Source organism: Yoonia sp. D2-7, from assembly GCF_055809435.1.
Map to the genome: position 1 here is coordinate 1,469,291 of NZ_CM147912.1, position 18,816 is coordinate 1,488,106.

General features: G+C 55.3%; 14 protein-coding genes. 8 read left to right on the forward strand and 6 right to left on the reverse strand.

All coding sequences use genetic code 11. The features are described 5' to 3' along the window. Positions 1-17: 17 nt before the first annotated feature. On the reverse strand, positions 18-1,280 hold the full coding sequence (locus AC0L7R_RS07025) for an ABC transporter substrate-binding protein (protein ID WP_247128279.1): 1,263 nt from the start codon (positions 1,278-1,280) through the stop codon (positions 18-20). Positions 1,281-1,527: 247 nt separating this feature from the next. On the opposite strand from AC0L7R_RS07025, the gene AC0L7R_RS07030 reads away from it, so the two are divergent. The 3 genes from AC0L7R_RS07030 (at position 1,528) to AC0L7R_RS07040 (ending at position 4,933) form a co-directional block, all read left to right on the forward strand. Continuing rightward, on the forward strand, positions 1,528-2,589 hold the full coding sequence (locus AC0L7R_RS07030; protein ID WP_247128278.1) for an ABC transporter ATP-binding protein: 1,062 nt from the start codon (positions 1,528-1,530) through the stop codon (positions 2,587-2,589). A gap of 142 nt (positions 2,590-2,731) precedes the next feature. Beyond that, complete coding sequence (locus tag AC0L7R_RS07035; protein ID WP_473659863.1) at positions 2,732-3,784, forward strand: TIM barrel protein; 1,053 nt, start codon at positions 2,732-2,734, stop codon at positions 3,782-3,784. 12 nt (positions 3,785-3,796) lie between these two features. Further along, entirely contained in the window at positions 3,797-4,933 is a 1,137-nt protein-coding gene (locus AC0L7R_RS07040; RefSeq protein ID WP_348107700.1) for a Gfo/Idh/MocA family protein, read from the forward strand. A 1-nt stretch (position 4,934) separates the two neighbouring features. Here the strand turns inward: AC0L7R_RS07040 and AC0L7R_RS07045 are convergent, their stop codons facing one another. The 5 genes from AC0L7R_RS07045 to AC0L7R_RS07065 all read right to left on the reverse strand — a co-directional run bounded on the left by AC0L7R_RS07045 (position 4,935) and on the right by AC0L7R_RS07065 (position 9,863). Further along, a complete protein-coding gene (locus AC0L7R_RS07045; RefSeq protein WP_247128275.1) occupies positions 4,935-5,495 on the reverse strand; it encodes a PqiC family protein in 561 nt (186 codons plus the stop codon). Position 5,496: 1 nt separating this feature from the next. After that, complete coding sequence (locus tag AC0L7R_RS07050) at positions 5,497-7,953, reverse strand: MlaD family protein (RefSeq protein WP_473659866.1); 2,457 nt, start codon at positions 7,951-7,953, stop codon at positions 5,497-5,499. Continuing rightward, a complete protein-coding gene (locus AC0L7R_RS07055) occupies positions 7,950-8,585 on the reverse strand; it encodes a paraquat-inducible protein A (protein ID WP_348107697.1) in 636 nt (211 codons plus the stop codon). Before AC0L7R_RS07055 ends, AC0L7R_RS07050 begins: the two co-directional genes overlap by 4 nt. After that, a complete protein-coding gene (locus AC0L7R_RS07060; RefSeq protein WP_473659868.1) occupies positions 8,555-9,172 on the reverse strand; it encodes a paraquat-inducible protein A in 618 nt (205 codons plus the stop codon). The genes AC0L7R_RS07055 and AC0L7R_RS07060 overlap by 31 nt, the downstream gene beginning before the upstream one ends. 67 nt (positions 9,173-9,239) lie before the next feature. Further along, positions 9,240-9,863 carry a nucleoside/nucleotide kinase family protein gene (locus AC0L7R_RS07065; protein WP_473659870.1) on the reverse strand — a complete coding sequence of 208 codons (624 nt, stop codon included), beginning with the start codon at positions 9,861-9,863 and terminating at the stop codon, positions 9,240-9,242. A 214-nt stretch (positions 9,864-10,077) separates the two neighbouring features. On the opposite strand from AC0L7R_RS07065, the gene AC0L7R_RS07070 reads away from it, so the two are divergent. From AC0L7R_RS07070 to AC0L7R_RS07090, 5 genes are all read left to right on the forward strand, one after another. Continuing rightward, a complete protein-coding gene (locus AC0L7R_RS07070; RefSeq protein WP_348107694.1) occupies positions 10,078-10,944 on the forward strand; it encodes a YihY/virulence factor BrkB family protein in 867 nt (288 codons plus the stop codon). A 161-nt stretch (positions 10,945-11,105) separates the two neighbouring features. Then, positions 11,106-13,850 (forward strand): BapA/Bap/LapF family prefix-like domain-containing protein, encoded by a 2,745-nt coding sequence (locus AC0L7R_RS07075; RefSeq protein WP_473659872.1) that lies wholly within the window; start codon positions 11,106-11,108, stop codon positions 13,848-13,850. A gap of 157 nt (positions 13,851-14,007) precedes the next feature. Further along, the gene (locus tag AC0L7R_RS07080; RefSeq protein WP_473659874.1) at positions 14,008-15,306 is read left to right on the forward strand and encodes a TolC family protein; all 1,299 of its coding nucleotides are present in this window, start codon (positions 14,008-14,010) and stop codon (positions 15,304-15,306) included. Beyond that, the gene (locus AC0L7R_RS07085; RefSeq protein WP_473659876.1) at positions 15,303-17,639 is read left to right on the forward strand and encodes an ATP-binding cassette domain-containing protein; all 2,337 of its coding nucleotides are present in this window, start codon (positions 15,303-15,305) and stop codon (positions 17,637-17,639) included. The genes AC0L7R_RS07080 and AC0L7R_RS07085 overlap by 4 nt, the downstream gene beginning before the upstream one ends. A 3-nt stretch (positions 17,640-17,642) precedes the next feature. Next, positions 17,643-18,812, forward strand: coding sequence for a beta-barrel domain-containing protein (locus AC0L7R_RS07090; protein ID WP_348107690.1), 1,170 nt, complete (start codon positions 17,643-17,645; stop codon positions 18,810-18,812). The last annotated feature ends 4 nt before the right edge of the window (positions 18,813-18,816 follow it).

Genomic DNA, 18,816 nt, shown 5'->3' on the forward strand with positions numbered 1-18,816 from the left:
GCGCGAAGTCTTAGGCGTTACTGGTAGATACGCTGACGTGTGTCTTCCAGGCGTGCCAGGATGTCATCCAGGTTGTCTGGGAACACCATGAACTCTTGCAGGCCTTCCATGCCGACAGATGCCATTTCCGCATCAAAGTCACGGTCGAAGAACTGCATGATGCCGCCACCAGCGTTGTTTGAAAGCATCTCGAAACCTTCTTCGAGGAACTTGTCCGCGTCGATGGAAGAGTTTGCGTTCACTGGCAGCTGACCCAGCGCGTCACCAGAGTTGATCTTGGTCTGGTTTTCCGCAGATGTCACAAAGCGCAAGAATTCTTTCGCCGCTTCCATGTTCTCAGCACCAGCTGGGATGTGGAATGTATCTGTTGGCGCGTCTTCTGCGTAGTCAACGTCTGGGTTGATCACTGGGAACTGGTAGAAGTCCAGTTGATCGTCTGTCAGGCCACCTTCGCGGAATGCTGCGACAGAGAAGTTACCCATCAGGTAAGATGCTGCTTCACCGTTGACCATGAACGGCATGGCTTCTTGCCAGCTGTAGTTCTGGTGGTCGTCGATGAACGCGCCCATGTCGATCAGTTCGCGCCAGTTTGCGAATGTTTGACGTACGCGGTCGTCTGTCCATTCGATTTCACCGGATGCCAGTGCGATATGGAAGTCATAGCCGTTTGTGCGGGAGTTGATGTAGTCGAACCAACCGCCAGCAGTCCACAGGAACTTGGACCCGATTGTGTAGCACTTTACGCCACTGTCGAGGATTGCCTGACAGTTCGCTTTTTCTTCTTCCCAAGTTGTTGGCTCTTCAAGACCCAAATCTGCGAAGATGTCTTTGCGGTAGTAAACGCCCCACTGGTAGTACGTGTACGGCACGCCCCACTGTTTGTCGTCCAGCGTCATCGCACCTTTTGTGGATGCAAGTGCTGCGAACTCTGGCTCTGCCCAAAGGTCAGAGATGTCTGCGAACAGGCCTGCGTCGACGTATGGCTTCATACGGTTAGCCGCGTACCAGTTCACAACGTCAGGTGAGTTGGCTGTTAGCGCGTTACGGATTTGTGTTTTCCAAGCTTCACGGTCAACGATCGTCAGCTCGATGTTCAGGTCAGGGTGCAGGGCGCCAAAATCAGCGACCATACCTTCCATCACAGCGCGTGGCGCTGGGTTGGACATGTCTGATGTGATTTTCAGATCGCCAGACAGTGCATGACCGTCTGCCATAGCAGCAGTTGCTGCGATGCTAGCAGCTGCGAGTGCTGCAAAGGATGTTTTCATGATGGAACGCATAGTGTCCTCCCTAGGTGCTTCCGTCTTCCATTCCCCACCGAAGTTCCGATATCGGCCTGCCTTGCGGTGGTTTCAATATTTGGAACTAGGTTTTGAATATTGAAACTAAAACGCGACTCGCGTAGTGTTGTCAACAGGTCGAGGCTAGACGTGATCGAATTGCACATCAAACAGGATGCGCATTCATGGCTAGCAGATCATGAAATTAGCGGGCTTTGGGCCGGCACATTCGGGAGGCGAGACAGTCATGGCAGGCGTTACACTAGACAAGGTCATCAAGCGGTATGGCGACGTTCAGGTCATTCACGGCATTGATCTAGAAATCAAAGATGGTGAGTTCTGCGTTTTTGTTGGCCCCTCCGGCTGCGGTAAGTCGACATTGTTGCGGATGGTCGCAGGGCTTGAAGAAACAACCGAAGGTCAAATGCACATCGGCGATCGCGATGTAACCCGTATGGACCCGTCCCAGCGTGGGGTGGCGATGGTTTTCCAAACCTACGCGCTGTATCCGCACATGACGGTCAAAGATAACATGGGCTTTGGCCTGAAGATGAACGGCCATCCCAAAGCCGAAATCGAAGCAAAAGTCGCAGAAGCAACACGAATTCTAAAGCTCGAAGACTATCTGGACCGCAAACCTGCTGCCTTGTCAGGTGGTCAGCGTCAGCGGGTATCTATTGGCCGTGCGATTGTTCGGGGCCCAGAAGTCTTCCTATTCGACGAACCACTGTCCAACCTCGACGCCGAATTGCGTGTTGAGATGCGCGTCGAAATCGCACGTCTGCACAAAGAAATCGGCGCGACGATGATTTACGTGACGCACGATCAGGTCGAAGCGATGACGCTTGCCGACAAGATCGTTGTGCTGCGCAAAGGCGTGATCGAACAGGTCGGCGCACCGATGGATCTGTACCGTGATCCCGACAACAAATTTGTAGCGGGCTTTATCGGATCACCAGCGATGAACTTCTTGAACGGTAAAGTCGTCGACGGCGGCGTCGAAGTCCCCGCATTGGGCATGACGATTCCGGCTGATCTTTCTACCGCTTACAAAGGCCACGACGTGACCGTTGGTTTGCGTCCTGAGCACCTTGAAGTGGACACCGCAGGCAACGCGTTGAACGTTGATATGGTCGAAAGCCTTGGTGGTGTTTCATTCGCATACCTTGAGGGTAGCACAGGCGAGAAAATCGTTATTGAACAACGTGGTGACGAACGTGTTTCATCCGGCGAAACTGTCGGGATCACAGTCGATCCATCCCGCTTGTATCTGTTCGATGCGAAGACGGAACAACGCATTCGCAGCTAGTCTTTGGATGCAGTTTGAAGGCCGCGTACCGCTGGGTGCGCGGCTTTTTTTATGTCTCGGCTTGCTTTCTAAATCGTTATAGTTTTTGCTGTCGCCAAAGATGGGCGCTGGTGCGCCATCAGTGATTCATGCGGGAGGCATCATGAAAACGATTAAGGGACCGGGGCTGTTTTTGGCTCAATTCGCAGGCGATGCGGCGCCATTTAATACGTGGGGTGGCATTACAAAATGGGCGGCGGATTGCGGTTACAAAGGCGTGCAGGTTCCCAGTTGGGACGGGCGGTTCTTTGACCTGAAACAGGCATCCGAATCAAAGACCTATTGTGACGAATGGGCGGGCGAGGCGGCAGCGAATGGCGTCACTGTCACCGAACTATCGACCCATTTGCAGGGCCAGTTGGTCGCCGTGAACCCTGCATATGACACCGCATTTGACGCTTTTGCAGCGCCAGAGGTGCAGGGCAATCCCGCTGCACGCCAAGCCTGGGCTGTCGATCAAGTCAAAATGGGGCTGAAGGCGTCCAAGAATCTTGGGTTGACGGAAATGGCGACATTTTCAGGCGCGCTGGCGTGGCCCTACGTGTACCCGTGGCCACAACGTCCGGCGGGTTTGGTCGAGACGGCCTTTGATGAATTGGCAAACCGCTGGCGTCCAATTCTGGACCTCGCGGAAGAATGCGGCGTTGATGTTTGCTATGAAATCCACCCAGGTGAAGACCTGCACGACGGCGTGACGTTTGAGATGTTCCTCGAACGGCTTGGCGGTCATGCCCGCTGCAACATGCTGTACGACCCGTCGCACTACGTTCTGCAGTGCCTTGATTACATCGATAACATCGACATCTACAAAGACCGGATCAAGATGTTCCACGTCAAAGACGCGGAATTCAACCCAACGGGCCGTCAAGGTGTCTATGGTGGCTACCAATCGTGGGTTGATCGGGCAGGTCGGTTCCGTAGTCTGGGCGACGGTCAGGTCGATTTCGGGGCGATCTTCGCCAAAATGGCCGCGAATGATTTCGCAGGCTGGGCGGTTGTCGAATGGGAATGTGCGTTGAAACACCCTGAAGATGGGGCGCGGGAAGGTGCGCAATTTGTCAAAGATCACATTATTCGCGTGACCGAACATGCTTTTGACGATTTCGCAGGCGGCGCTGTCGATGAAGCGACCAACCGCAAGATGCTTGGCCTGTAAGGAGACATGATCATGAGACCCATTCGTTTAGGTATGGTCGGTGGCGGCAATGACGCGTTTATTGGTGGGGTCCACCGTATCGCGTCGCGCATCGACGGACGTTTTCAACTCGTCGCGGGCGCGCTTTCTTCAACGCCCGAAAAGTCACAGGCCTCTGGCGCGGCTTTGGGGCTAGCACCTGACCGTGTGTATGATGATTTCAAGTCCATGGCGATCCGCGAGGCCCGTTTGAAAGACGGGATCGAAGCGGTCGCAATCGTCACGCCGAACCACATGCATTTCGCACCGACGCGTGAATTCCTGAAACGCGGTATCCACGTGATCTGCGACAAGCCGCTGACATCGACGATGGCAGACGCCAAGAAGATGGCGAAAGTCGTCGAAGACAGCGATGCCTTGTTTGTGCTGACCCATAATTATACGGGCTACCCGCTGATGCGTCAGGCAAAGGCCATGATCGAAAATGGTGATCTAGGCGAATTGCGGGTCGTGCAGGCCGAATATGCGCAAAGCTGGCTGACGAACAAAGAAGAATTCAAACAGGCCGAATGGCGCGTTGATCCGGCGCGGTCAGGGGCAGGTGGGTCCACTGGCGACATCGGGACACACGCGTTTAACCTGACCGAATTCGTGACGGGCCTGTCTGTCGAAAGCCTTGCCGCTGATCTGTCATCCTTTGTGCCGGGCCGAGAATTAGACGACAACGCCCATGTCATGATGCGTTTTGGTGGCGGGGCAAAAGGGATGCTGTGGTGTTCCCAGGTCGCACCGGGGAACGAAAACGGGCTGACTTTGCGCATTTATGGCGACAAAGGCGGGTTGGAATGGGGCCAGATGAACCCGAACCAATTATGGTTCACACGTCACGGCGAACCCAAGCAACTGCTGACCACCAACGGGGCAGGCGCGTTGGATGCAAACATCCGCATGTCGCGTATCCCCGCAGGGCATCCCGAAGGGTATCTGGAAGGGTTTGCCAATATCTACAGCGAAGCCGCGGACGCGATTGAGGCACAGCGCGACGGTACCCCGCTTGATCCAGCGGTGACCTATCCGGGTATCCGCGAAGGGATCGCAGGCATGCAGTTCATCGATGCCTGTGTCCGATCGTCAAAGCGCGACAGCGCGTGGGTGAAACTGGATCGCTGATCTAGCGTGACAAAGCGCGGGCGATATCTTCGGCCAGTTCCAATATCACTTGGGACTGCGCCTGTGCGACGCCGTTTAGCCCTTCACCCACAAGCGGTGTTGTATAGGCAAAGCTGCGCGCACGGTTCGGGTAATCGATCCCGTCACCCCCGATAAAGTACTGCCCGCGCAGGGTGAAAACCCCGTCATTGCCCGCCAGCATTTCTTCGACGCGGACTTCAATGGCCACATCAGGGATGCCAGCGAACGGCCATGGATCGGGGCCGATTGTTGCCGTCAGGATATCGTTCAGGTGACGCGTGATCGTTAGCGTAGCGGCGCGTTCAGGCTCATCCGCCCAAAGAAATGCGCCATCGGTGGTGATCAAACCCTCAGGGCTTTCGATCGAGATTTCTTCGGCTGCCGCATAGCTTGGCAGGGAAACGGTCCGCACAATGGCGGAACTGACATTGGCCCGCAGATCCAGCGTAGAATTCAACGGTGTCATTTCAACCCGATTGGTCGGGCCGGAACAGGCGGCCAGCGCGGTAAGGGCAACGGTCAAAAGAAGTGGTTTAAACATGTTATCGCCCTGTCAGAAGTGATGATGGGTTGCGTTGAATGGCCCGTGCGAGGGACGTGACCGCATCGGCGGCCGCCTGAATATCGCGCAAGGTAGCCGCTGTGTCGCTCGAGAACCGTGATTGTTCCCCATAGGCGTTTGCCACTGCGCTGATCGTATTGACCAAACGCGCCGTTTCGGAAGACAGCGCAGGCAGACCGCGTGCCGCCGTATCGATGGAATTCGCGGCGTCCGCGGCAGCCGCAAGGGCGGCGTTCACGTTTTCAAGCGCCCCACCTTCGCGGACGGTCGCGAGGAAGACGTTCATTTCGTCCAAAGCACCTGTCAACGCAGCCGGTAATTCGTTTGCGCCATCGCTCAGCAGGATCGTATCAATGGCGTTCAAGGTCTGGGTCGCTTGGGTCACAAGTGCGTTGATTTCAACACTATTCGCTTTGACCGTCAGCTGTTCGATCTGTTCGGTAATGGCGGGCAAGTTCGCTGTCGCGGTTTCGAGCTGTGTAATCAGGTTGGTCGCCCGTTCGGCCAATTCCGGCAGGCTTTCCACGCTGGTAGAAATGGCGCGGGCTGCGTTGCTTGTGTCTGCCAGTGCGGTGGTCAGGTTATCAACGGCACCGCCATCGCGCACATCCGTGACCAAGCCACGAATTTCATCAATTGCGGCGGTAACTGTGGCTGGAATTTCGGTGGTCGCTTCGTCCACAAGAATTGCGTCGATGTTGGCCAACGTCTGATTGGCTTGGGCCAGCAATGCTTCGACTTCCAGCGCGTTTGCTTTGGTTGCCAGTGCTTCGATTTCGGCAATGATCGACGGTAGAGCCTCGGACGCGGTGCCGATGGTGGCCACCGTGTCATTGGCAGTCGTCAACGTTTCGGACAACGAACCAACAAGGTTCGCCTCTGTCGCGCTTGCGACGATCGATGAAATTTCGGCGACCACGTCTTGGATGCCATCAAGTGACGTTTGCAACGTATCTGGTGCGCCTTGAATGCCGTCTGATGCGATGACCGTGCTGATGTCAGCCAAGATCGTGCGCAGTTCCGCAGGGGCTGCTTTCAGATCGCCGTCGGTGGCAAGCGCTTCGATGCTGGCCATCAGATCGACCGCGCCTTGCATCAACTCTTCGATGGGCAATTCGTTGATGCGTTCCATCACACCTTCGGCGGTAGCGGCAACGTCTGAAACCTCAGACGCTGTTGTCGGGATGATCGGGAACGGTTCGCGGTCCGGATCAAGGAAAAACAGATCGGCATTTTCAACGTCGACCAGTTCGATATCCAATGCGCCCGTCAGAATGTTTCCTGTCACAAGACGCGCCCGCATCCCTTGAGCCACGAAGCTGGCAAGGATGACCATCGCGTCTTCGTCAGATGTGTCGTCTGAAATCCCAAGCCGGGACGGGGACAAATCGAGCGTGGTCCGCAGGCGGACCCGTTTATTGCCATTCTCTTCGACAACAATGGCGTTGATCGCGGCCACTTCGCCGACGTTAACACCTTGGTATTTTACGGCAGAGCCCTGACGCAGACCGTTGACCGTTTCGTCAAACAGGATACCGACGGTCAATGTGTTACGGTCAGGACGCTCAAACAGGCTTTCGCGGGCGGCCTGTTCATCGTCAAACACATCAAAGATGTCGGGACCACGGGATTCACCCAACGGGCGTCCGCCAGACACAACCGTATCGAATGCGATACCGCCTTCGATCAGCGACGCGATGCTATCGACATCAAGGTTCAGACCGGATGCACCTACAGACACCGAGAAACCGGAGGTGTCCCAGAACCGTGTGTTGGTTGTAACAAGCCGCGCGAATTCTTCTTCGATAAAGGCCGACACGATCACGCCATTGCCCGTCGGATCCAGTACGGGTTCATCAAGAAAACCAACCTGCAATCCTTTGTGCAGGATCGGCGCGCCTTGGGCCAAGGACGCACCATTCGGGGCCCGCAAGATAATTTCTGACCCAGCATCGTTCGTGGCCAACAGTGGCGGGTTTTCAAGACCAATGAATTCGGACTGCGCAACGTCTGCTTCAGTGTCCCATTTGCCAGCGATATACGCGCCAGACAGAACAGTATCGAGCCCGGACACACCGCGCAGTGTCACATCGGGCCGGACAACCCAAAAGATTGCGTCGTCATCAAGATAAGGCGCGATTTCCTTGTCCACACGCACGTCAACCAACACGACCTCTAGATCATCAGAAAAAGTGACCTTTTCAACAAGGCCCACGTCAATATCGCGATACTTTAGGTAAGTTTCTTTGCTGATGCCTGATCCATTTTCAAACGCAATCTCGATCAGGATACCCCGATCTTGGTAGGTGGACCACGCCACGCTTAGGATCACTGCGAGCGCCACCAAAGGCACAAGCCAAATCCAACTGATGCGCCATGTTTTACGTGGCTCTGGTTCGCGCACATCAAGCGGCGCGGGAGACGGTGTCGTGGTCATGTGGCGGCAGCCCTATCTGCGTCCCAAATGAGACGTGGGTCAAAGCTTTGAGCGGAAAGCATGGTAAATACAACAGACAAAGCAAAGCTAATAGCGGCAATGCCCGGATTAATTGAAGCCAAAGTATCAAGCTGCACGAGGGCCGATAGAATTGCGACCACAAAGACGTCGATCATGGACCAACGGCCAATGAATTCGACCGCATCAAACAGTTTGTGCCGTTGGTGCATATTCAAGTTGGATTTCTTCTGCACACTGATGGCGAGGTATCCAATCGCAAAGAATTTGCCCAACGGGATGACGATGGACGCGACAAACACAATCGCGGCAATCCCGTATGATCCGTAATGCATCAGATCAATGACACCGCCCAAAATCGTACTGCTGGTTTCGTCGCCCAACTGGCGCGTGATCAACATCGGGTAAATATTGGCGGGAATGAACAAGATGATCCCTGCCACCATCCAGGCCCACACTTTTTGCAGGCTGTCCGGCGACCTGCTGTGTAACGTCGCGTGGCAGCGCGGGCATTCGGACGCATGTATATCCTGCACCTGACCGCAACGGCGACAGGCGACCAGACCAGCCTCACGGGCGGTGATCAAGCCTTCGATGTGTCCAGCGCCCGCCATATAGAATACCTACAAATCAACGTGTCTTGAAAAAATGTCAGGACAACCAAAACAGTGAATGCCCAGAAAGCAGGCCCAAATGCGATTGTAGCCAGACCTGCCACCTTCACCAGTGCAACCGCGACCCCGACAATAAAGATTTCCGCCATCGACCAAGGGCGCAATGTCTCGGACAGGCCAAAGGAACGTCGGGCCAGTAAAGTAGGCGTTGTTCCCGCAACAAGAGGCGTGACCGCCATAATGATTGCGCCCAGCCGGATCAGGGGTAGAAAGATGATGAACGCCGCCACAGCCGCCGCTAAGGGCAGGGTGAATGTATCAGAAAATGCCATCACAGCGCCCAGTACAGATGTGCTGTTGGTCTGACCTGCGGCCGACAAATTCAGGAACGGAAAGCTGATCGCCGCAACCATCAGCAGGAACGACGTGATCGACAAGGCCAAAACGCTCACAATCGCAGTCGCGCGTTCGGTTTTCAGCACGACACCACAGCGCACGCAATGCGCCTGCGCACCTTCAGCCAGTGCGGCATTGGTATGGAGCGTATCGCAATGAGGGCAGGCGATCAGATCTTCGAGCGGCGGCACGGATGGCAGTCCTTTGGCAGCGGTTTCACCTAGTATATGGTGCCTGACAGCCGGTTACTATGGCAATTCACAGCGTTATCTCACAGGTAAGCGCTTTTTCGATGATCCGTTTTGCGTTTGGAATATCATTGCTTTCTGCCCGTCTTGTTGCTGCGGCACGGGACAAGTTCTGGTTCAGCCACCGCTGGATCAATCGGCCTCGCAATTCGTCCATCGGAACGTCTAACCTGACCGTTAAATCCCAAAGTGAGGTGATATCGTTCCACGGGTCTTCATCAAACATCAGGTAATTGCCTTCAGCGATGATAACCGGCACGTCGCTTGGGATGTGAACGGCGCCTGCGATGGACAGATCACGATTGCGGTCAAAGGTGGGGGCGATTACATCCATTTTGGCATGCAGTCTTTTGATCATAATCAGAAAACCTTCGCCATCGAAAGTCTCAGGTGCGCCTTTTTTGGGCAGAAGCCCACGGTCTTCGAGGATGGCGTTATCTAGATGAAAGCCGTCCATCGGCACGACCAAACTGCGGCACTTCTGGGCGTTTAGAACACGTGCGACCTCTTCCGCGAGCGTGGATTTACCGCTGCCGGGTGCGCCTGCCATGGCCACGAGAACGCGGTCACGCGTTGCGCGCAATTGGTGAATTTTGTCTGCTAAGATGCTGACCTGCTGGGATATATTCTTCAATGGACTCGCCTGTTTTCTCCGAGTGTAAGGCCACTCTTTTCTCGGGCAAACCTTTACTTTCGTGATTGTGCGGAAAAACGGATCAGGGTATCGGCGGATGATTGAGCTTTGGTCCGTAAGTCACTGTTTTTGTGGAGTTGAGCTGGATGGTCATCTTCAAGTGGAAAAGCGCCGAACATTGCCCTAGGTATAGGGTGATAAACCGGAGAACGCTTTGCAAAACCTGCTCAAAATCTGGCGCACCGCCTATGATGTCTGGACCGAAGCGGGGACGCGTCATATCGGATTGATTGCAGCTGGTGTGGCGTTTTTCGGAATGTTTGGTGTGTTTCCGGGGATCGCGGCTGTTATTGCGGTCTTTGGTTTGGTTGCTGATCCCGTGGTCGTGTCTGACCAGTTGGAATTGATGCGCGACGTCATCCCGCAAGAAGCATACGGAATTTTCGAGGCGCAGATCAAAAGTCTTCTGAGCGCCCGATCTGAAACGTTGGGGTGGACGACGCTTGTCTCTATCATGCTAGCGCTTTGGTCTTCACGCGCCGCTGTTGGTGCTTTGATGAGCGGGATCAACGCGATTGAGGCAGCGCCACAGCGGGGCGGGGTGCGGCAAATGTTGGTCGCATTACTATTGACCGCATCTCTTGTTTTGCTGGCGACCGTTGCATTGATGTCTGTCGTTGTGCTGCCGGTGATCCTGGCCTTTATTCCGCTGCCCGTTTCGACGACCATGTTGCTGGAAGGGGTGCGTTGGCTGATCGCTTTGGCCGTTCTGTTTTCGGGACTAAGCATTTTGTACAGGTACGGACCCAATATGAAGCCGCATCGCAGGCCGTGGATCACCTTGGGGGCGGCGATTGTTGTTGTGGTATGGATCGGCGCGTCGGCAGGGTTGTCGTACTACTTAACCAACTTCGCGAGCTACAATGAGGTCTACGGATCAATCGGCGCTGTCATCGGTATGTTGCTTTGGCTCTATATCAGTGCCTACTTGATTTTATGGGGCGCAATCATCAATGCGAAACTATATTACATAGAAACGCCAACAAACGAAGGCGATGGGCCGCCAGAGCAGTTGCTTTAGCAATTTCTCGCAATAGTGGTAATCATGCCGCACGTTTTCCGAATCGGGCAAAAGTATGTCATTTTCCCCCTAGATTTGGTGAATCTCACCCGCTAACGTCTCCGTAATCAAAATAAGCGTGTCCCGTTAGATGGCCATGCACGAGGCGGAGTAGAGTTATTATGTCAGCGATTGATTTCGTTGTCCGCGGTGACGCGGGCGTTACACAACGTGGGTCCCTTGGTGGGGCTGACGGCACATCCATTGTTGCGGGTGCGGGCCAAGACGTCTCGTTAAACCTCAGCCGTGGGGATATCCTTTCATACGTACGTCAAGGTCAGGCGCTGCAGGTTACGCTTGTGGATGGTACTGTATTGACGGTTGAAGGCTTTTTTACGCCAGAAGGCGAAGCCATTGCGGACCTGTTCATCTCAGCGAACGGTACATTGGCGCAGGCTGAATTGGTCGCGGGCGAGGGCAATTTGTTGTTCGCGCAATACGTTGACGCCGACAGCTTCGGTAAGTGGAGCCCTGACGACGATCTTTACTTTGTGCGCGGCTCAGACGTGCAGCTTGCGGGTGTCGTGCCTGCGGATGAAGCAGCGGCAAGCCAGCTTGGCGGCGCGTTGCTTGGTGGTATCGCAGGCATCCCAGCGCTTGGCGCTGGTGCGGCAGCACTTGGTGGTTCGCTTTTGCTGGCGGGTGCCGGTGGCGGCGACGATGGCGGTGACGGTGATGTTGCTGGTGACGGCGATACGGGCGGTGATCCAGATCCAACAGATCCTACCGACCCAACTGATCCGACGGACCCAACCGATCCTACTGATCCAACCGATCCTACTGATCCAACCGACCCTGTTGATCCGGTCGATCCGGTTATCGATCCACCAGTCGTAACAATCTCCGACGGTACGGAAAGCGTTGGTCACACAGTAAACGCCGAAGATTACGCAGATGGCGTGACAATCGGTGGTACTGGTACGCCAAACACATCCGGCACAATCACAGTCGGCGATGTGACACAAGACATCACAACTGATGAGAATGGCGACTGGACTGCGGAATTCACGCAGGACGAAGTTGCTGGCGGCGAATACCAAGAAGACGTGACTGTGACGTTGACCAACGAAGGTGGCTCAACAACATCCACGGATGTTCTGGTTGTCGACACAATCGCAAGCGTCACGATTGAAACGAGCACTGTTGAAGGCAACGGCGAGATCAACTTCGTCGAAGAATCCGACGGCTTTACGCTTACAGGGACTGTTGAAGAAAACTCAACCGTGACTGTGTCCTTCGGTGGCAACACATATGACGCAGTTGTATCCGGGTCCTCTTGGTCCTTGGCAGTTGATGCTGGTGTGATCGCGCAGGGCGAATATGACCTGAACGTTTCCGTCAACGCGACAGACGCTTACGGCAACACAGCATCTACGTCCGGTACTGTTGCGATTGATACAGTAACAGACGTGACTGTTGATACGACAGCGGTTGGTGGTGCGGATAACACTGTGAACGCAGCTGAGCACCCAAGTGGTGTTGAACTGACTGGTCTGGCCGAAGCGGGCGCATCCGTTGTGGTCACGTTGGGCGCAGTATCCCACACTGTAACTGCAACCTCATCCGGTACTTGGACGTCTGTCTTCACAAGCAGTGAAGTGCCAACTGGTGAACTTTCCCTGAACGTGACTGCGGTTTCGACTGACCTTGCAGGCAACACAGCTACAGCTACTGGTACAGTGACAATCGACACTGAAATCGACGTGACTGTGACTGAAAACGCAGGCGGCGCGGATAGCATTGTAAATGGAGATGAGCGTAGCGATAGCTTCTCCTTCTCTGGTCAAACAGATGCAGGCGCACAGGTTTCCGTTGTCTTCGAAGGTCAAACACAGATCGTGACAGCCGGCGCTGACGGGTCTTGGACTGCAAGCTACACAGGTGTGAACCTGCCAGACGATTCAGAAGGCACTGCGCAAGTCACTGTGACTGCAACAGATGCGGCTGGTAACTCTGACTCTGCGACCACGACTGTGGCCTACGACACATGGGTGAACAAACTTGAATTTGCAGACGGCGCGATTGAAGGTGACAACGTCATCAACAATGCCGAAGCAGCTGACGGCGTGACGCTGAACGGTGTGGTTGAAGCTGGTTCAACTGTGATGGTTGCCTTCGGTAGCGTATCTCAGGCAGCGACAGTGAACAGCGCAGGCGCTTGGACGGTTGAGTTTACAGCCGCACAAATGGCGACAATCGCTGCAGGCCAAGCTGATGACTTTGAAGCAAACATCGTTGTCACAGCGACAGACGCGGCGGGTAACGTCGACTCTATCACTGAAACAGTGACAGTCGATCTGGTTGCACCTGATGCAGCGGACGTTGTCGCAGTAACAACTTCCGAAGCCGGTGTGATTGCATCAATCCTGACTGAAGGCGACGCAAGCACAAGCTTCGATCAGTTTGTGAATGGTGCTGATGACGCTCAGGCAATCAACTTGACGGCTACAGGCCCACAGTACTTCAGCTTTGATGCTGGCGATACGGTTCCTGATGGGTCTCACCTGTTGGTCACGAACAGCGATGCGGCTGGTAACTCTACCTCCACATTGGTTGTTCTGCAGGATACGGCATCGCTTGACCTGTCTTCCGGTGCTTTGGGTGACTTCAATGTCGCTGAAATCAACCTTGAGACAACAAACGGTGTGAACCTCGAGATTACAGCTGATCAACTGCGGGCCTTGTCTGCGGATAGCGACTCATTGGTCATCCACGGCGATGACAACGACACGGTTGTTATGGCGGATCTCTCAGTTGCTGCTTCTGGCACACAGCAGATCGACGGTCAGACATACGACGTCTATGACCTGGGCGACGATACAAGCTTGATCATCGACCAAGAGATTAACTTGAACCCAGTCGTCTAAGCCGACAACGACAAGATTAATCCCGAGGGCGGCGACAAAAGATCGCCCCGGGATACCCCCTCAAAGACCACGCAAAGTTGGTCGAGGGTTTAGGGCAAGTTTTGGCAGGTAGTGAGGCAGGCACGTGTATGGCTGGTGTAATCTAAAAAGTGTTTTGATGCTGACATGCGTCGCAAGTCTATCCGCGTGTATGGATGGCAGTGCAGGTGTCACAAGGGCGTCCAACACATTTGCGGCAGATGGCGATGGCGCCGTTCAAGCCGCACCGCAGGCAGCACTTGATGCGAACCTGCAAGACGGGACACAATCCCCGATCATCGAAGGTCTTCTGAATCGCCGCTCGGTCTTAGGCAATGGGTCCTATGATCAAGTGGCTGATGCTGTTTTGGCGGCTAATTCGCGTGCGGCTGAGGCTGATCTGCGCGCGGCGACTTTGCGCTCTGAGGCGCGTGCATCAAACTGGTTGCCGACCCTCGGTCCAAACGTATCGCTGACATCGCTCGGCACTGTTGTGACCCAATTGGTAGTCGAGCAGGTGTTGTTTGATAACGGCAAGAAACGCGCTGAACGCGAATACGCCCAAGCCGACGTCGAAGTTGCAGCCGTGGCACTGGCCCAAGACACGAACGACCGTGTCATGACCGCACTTGGTTTGTACCTGAATGCGGAAGCAGCTAAGGCCAAGGCAGGCGTGAACGCCGCAGCCATGCAGCAGATGGAACGCTACGAATATGTGATGTCTGAACGGGTCCGCGGTGGGGTGTCCTCCCGCGTTGATCACCAGATCGTCCAACAGAAATTGAACCAGATGCAGGCCGATATGGCGTCCGACCACGAAGCGGCGGCATCTGCGTTTGCGGAATTGAATGCAATGTCAGCGGCACCATTGGACGGTGTGTCTGGCATTTCCAGCATTGGTCAGCCCGGTCCCGGCGCTGAACCTTTAACTGTCATGAAGGCTCAAGCAGAAGCGCAACGCGCTGTTGCTGAGGCCACAGCGGCCCGTGCGGGATTCCTCCCGTCCCTCACGGCGTCCGCTGGAATTGGTTCAGGCGGCAGTGATGGCGGCCTGAATTTGGGATCCGACAACGGATTTGGCTTCGGCACGGGCGCGTCATTGGAAGCCTTGGAAGCGTCGCAAGCTGCTGCTGCGGCCCGTGTTGGTCAGGTGCGTGAAAACGCGAACCGGTCTTTGCAGTCACTGCAAACCGAACTTGCATCCTTGCGCCGTCAAGAAGCCCAAGCCCAGTCGCTTGCCGCCCAAGCGGCCAGCAACTTCACACTCTTTTCCGAACAACAGCGGTCCGGTCATCGGTCAGTCCCCGAAGTTGTCGGTATTTTTGAAACCAAGGTCCGCACAGAACGCGAAGCGGTGGCCCTGAAATATGACATCGCCCGCACAGAGCTGGAAATCGCAGCCCTGATGGGATCCTTGGTGAACGGAGAACAAATATGAGCGGTCCTATTCTTGCATTCGACATGAACGCATCCCGTGGGGCCAAGCTGACAAGGATCAAACCAAAGCAGGTTCCTGCGGACGAAGCGATTGATGGCGGCCAACCGGTCACGCCGAAAGTTGCGGCACCACATCCGGACAAGGCCGAACATGGAGCGCCGGAAAAGGTGGATGTGCCACAGCCGGACGTCGTTGAATCCGCCAAGGAACTGGCGGCACCTGCGGCGTTGTACACAGATGCAGCAGCGGAACGGGCAAATCTTGCGTCCGCTTATGCAGCTGTGCTGGGTGTTGATCTGCCAAAGACAGATATGCTGGAACGGATCACAGCCGCAGGCGGTGGTGATCTGACCGGCGCCGAAATCGCCAAAGCGCTCGAAGGCGCGGGTCTTGTTGCAATGGTCAAACCTGCGCAAGTGGATCGTGTTTCTTGGCCTGCACTGGCCGAAATGACCAACGGCGAACTGGTTCTGGTTCTGGAACAAGTCGCTGATACGATTATTGTTTACGACGCGGCATCCGCGGATAACCGGACCGAAGTCGACGTTTTGGATTTCACGCCTGTCTTTACAGGCAACGTGATCCGCGCAGATGTCGCCGTGACCGAATTGAACCGCCGCCACGCCAATGAAGGCCTGAAAGAACATTGGTTCTGGGGCGAAGTCAAAAAACTGCGCCGCATCATGTTTGAAGTGGCTTTGGGATCGTTTGTCGCGAACCTGTTGGCCGTCGCAGTCGCACTGTTCTCCCTGCAGGTCTATGACCGCGTGATCCCGCACCAATCCACCGCAACCCTATGGGTGCTGGCAATTGGTGCTGGCTTCGCGATGCTGCTCGAAGCGTTCCTGCGGATCGCGCGTGCCCGTCTCATGGACGGGGCAGGGCGCAAGGTTGAACTGCGCATTCAGACGCTGTTGATGGACAAATTGCTCGGCATGCAGGCCGGCCTGAAAGGCCAGACACCATCTGGCACCTTCGCGGCCGTCCGTGAATTTTCGTCGATCCGTGAATTCTTTACGGCGTCCACTATTGGCACACTGACTGATCTTCCATTCATCGTGCTGTTCTTGGCACTTGTGGCGTCCATCGGCGGCAACGTTGTGTGGGTTCTGTTCGCGGGTGGCATCCTGATGGTGCTGCCGTCGTTCTTTATGCAAAAGAAAATGATGAAGCTGACGATGGCCACACAGGGTGCGTCGACTAAGGCATCGCGTCTGTTGCACGAAGCAATCTACGACGCCGACACGATCAAAGCCCAACGGGGCGAAGAACGTTTCCGTCGCCTTTGGGGTGAATTTTCTGCCCTGTCATCATTGGCAACATCCGAGCAGCGCAAACTATCCAGCACCCTGACATTCTGGAGCCAAGGCGTACAGCAGGCGACCTATGTGTCCGCCGTTGTTGTCGGTACGTTTATGGTGTTCCAAGGCCAGTTCACTGTCGGGACAATTATCGCAGTGGGTATTCTGACATCACGGACATTGGGGCCATTGACGCAGTTGGCGGCAACCTTGGCACGCTGGTCTAACGTCAAAGCCGCACTCGAGGCGTTGGACGGGATCGCGGAAGCCCCGCAAGACGTCGAAGAAGGCCGCACATACCTGCGTAAGGAAACATTGAAAGGCGGCTACGAGCTGCGCGAAATGTCCTACACCTATGACGAAGACGCGGCTAACACGATTGATATCCCAGCACTTTCCATCAAACCGGGGCAGCACGTTGCGATCCTTGGGGCGAACGGGTCTGGTAAATCAACGTTGCTGAAAGTTCTGTCTGGTCTGCACCGCCCTTCCAAAGGCCGTGTTCTGATCGACGGCGTGGACATGGGGCAAGTCATGGCGCGTGATCTGCGTCGCAGTGTTGGCTACCTGTCGCAGGAGGTGCGTCTGTTCGCAGGCACATTGCGCGAAAACCTGAATCTGACCTTGTTGGAACGCGACGACGAACGCCTGCTGGCATCGCTTGATTTTGCTGGTCTCGGCCCTTTTGTGCGCAACCACCCCAAAGGGCTCGATCTGGAAATACGTGATGGTGGTGAAGGCCTGTCTATCGGTCAGCGTCAGTCTATCGGTTGGGCACGTCTGTGGCTGCAAGATCCAAAGGTTTGCCTGCTGGACGAACCAACTGCGGCGCTTGATCAGACGCTTGAAGCCACTTTGGTGGACCGCCTGCACGCATGGCTTGACGGTCGCACAGCGATTATCGCGACACACCGTGTGCCGATCCTCGCGCTGACAGACCGCACAATGATCCTACAAAACGGACGTTTGATGGTCGATGGGCCACGTGATGAGGTGCTCGCGCATCTCCAAAAAGAAAAGAAGGCAGGGTAAACCATGGCCACAGTCGACGCAGAATTTTCGGGTAAGATGCAAGGTTCCAGCATGACCATTTGGTTGGTTGGTGCAACGGTTCTTGTTTTCCTCGCATGGGCGAAATTCGCCTTTCTTGATGAAATCGTAAGGGCCGAAGGCGAAGTCGTATCAGCGTCTCGTCCCCAGATTATCCAAAACCTTGAAGGTGGTATTCTGGCAGAACTGCTGGTCGGTGAAGGTCAGATTGTCGAACAAGGTGATGTTATCGCGAAACTGCGCGGCACAAACTTTCTGACGTCGGTTGCTGATCTGGAAGACCAGATTTTGGCCTTGGAAGTGCGGCGTTTGCGGCTCGAAGCTGAAATTGCAGGTGCTTATGAATTTACGGTCCCGACCGAGATCGCAGAACGCAGCCCTGAAATCGTGGCATCCGAACGTGCCCTTTTGGCTGCCCGCCAGACAGATTACGCATCCAAGGTCGAAGGCGCACGTCGTGTGATGCTGGAAACCAAGCGTGAACTTGACCTTATGGAAGATATGCTGGCCCGTGAAATCGTAGCGTTGATCGAAGCAACCAAGGCGCGCAAAGCCCATGCCGACGCTGAAATCAAGTTCAACGAAATCGTCACAGGTGCCGAATTGGAACGCGCAGCGGGTTATTCCGAGACATTGCAAGAACTTGCGCAACTGGGCCAAAGCCTGCGCCAAGCCAACGACCAATTGTCCCGAACTGTGATCACATCCCCAATGCGCGGCGTCGTGAACAATCTGTCGATCACAACAATCGGCGGCGTCGTCCGTCCGGGCGAGGAAATTGCGCAGATCACGCCGCTGGGTGATGAGCTGTTTGTCGAAGCCCGCGTAAAACCGCAAGACGTGGCCAATGTCGTGGCGGGGCAGCGCGCCACGATCAAATTCTCGGCCTATGACTACACGATCTACGGTTCCATGTCGGGCGAGGTACAATTTGTCAGCGCCGACACGTTCAAGGACGACCGCCAGCCAGACGCAGACCCCCACTACAAGGTGACACTGCGCGTGGACCGCGACAACCTTGACCAACGTCAAAGCCAGATCGCGATGCGTCCTGGTTTGCAGGCTGCGGTGGAACTGCACACAGGCGAAAAGTCGGTGCTGCAGTACCTGACCAAACCGCTGTACCGGTCACGTGAAGCGCTTCACGAGCCGTAGGACT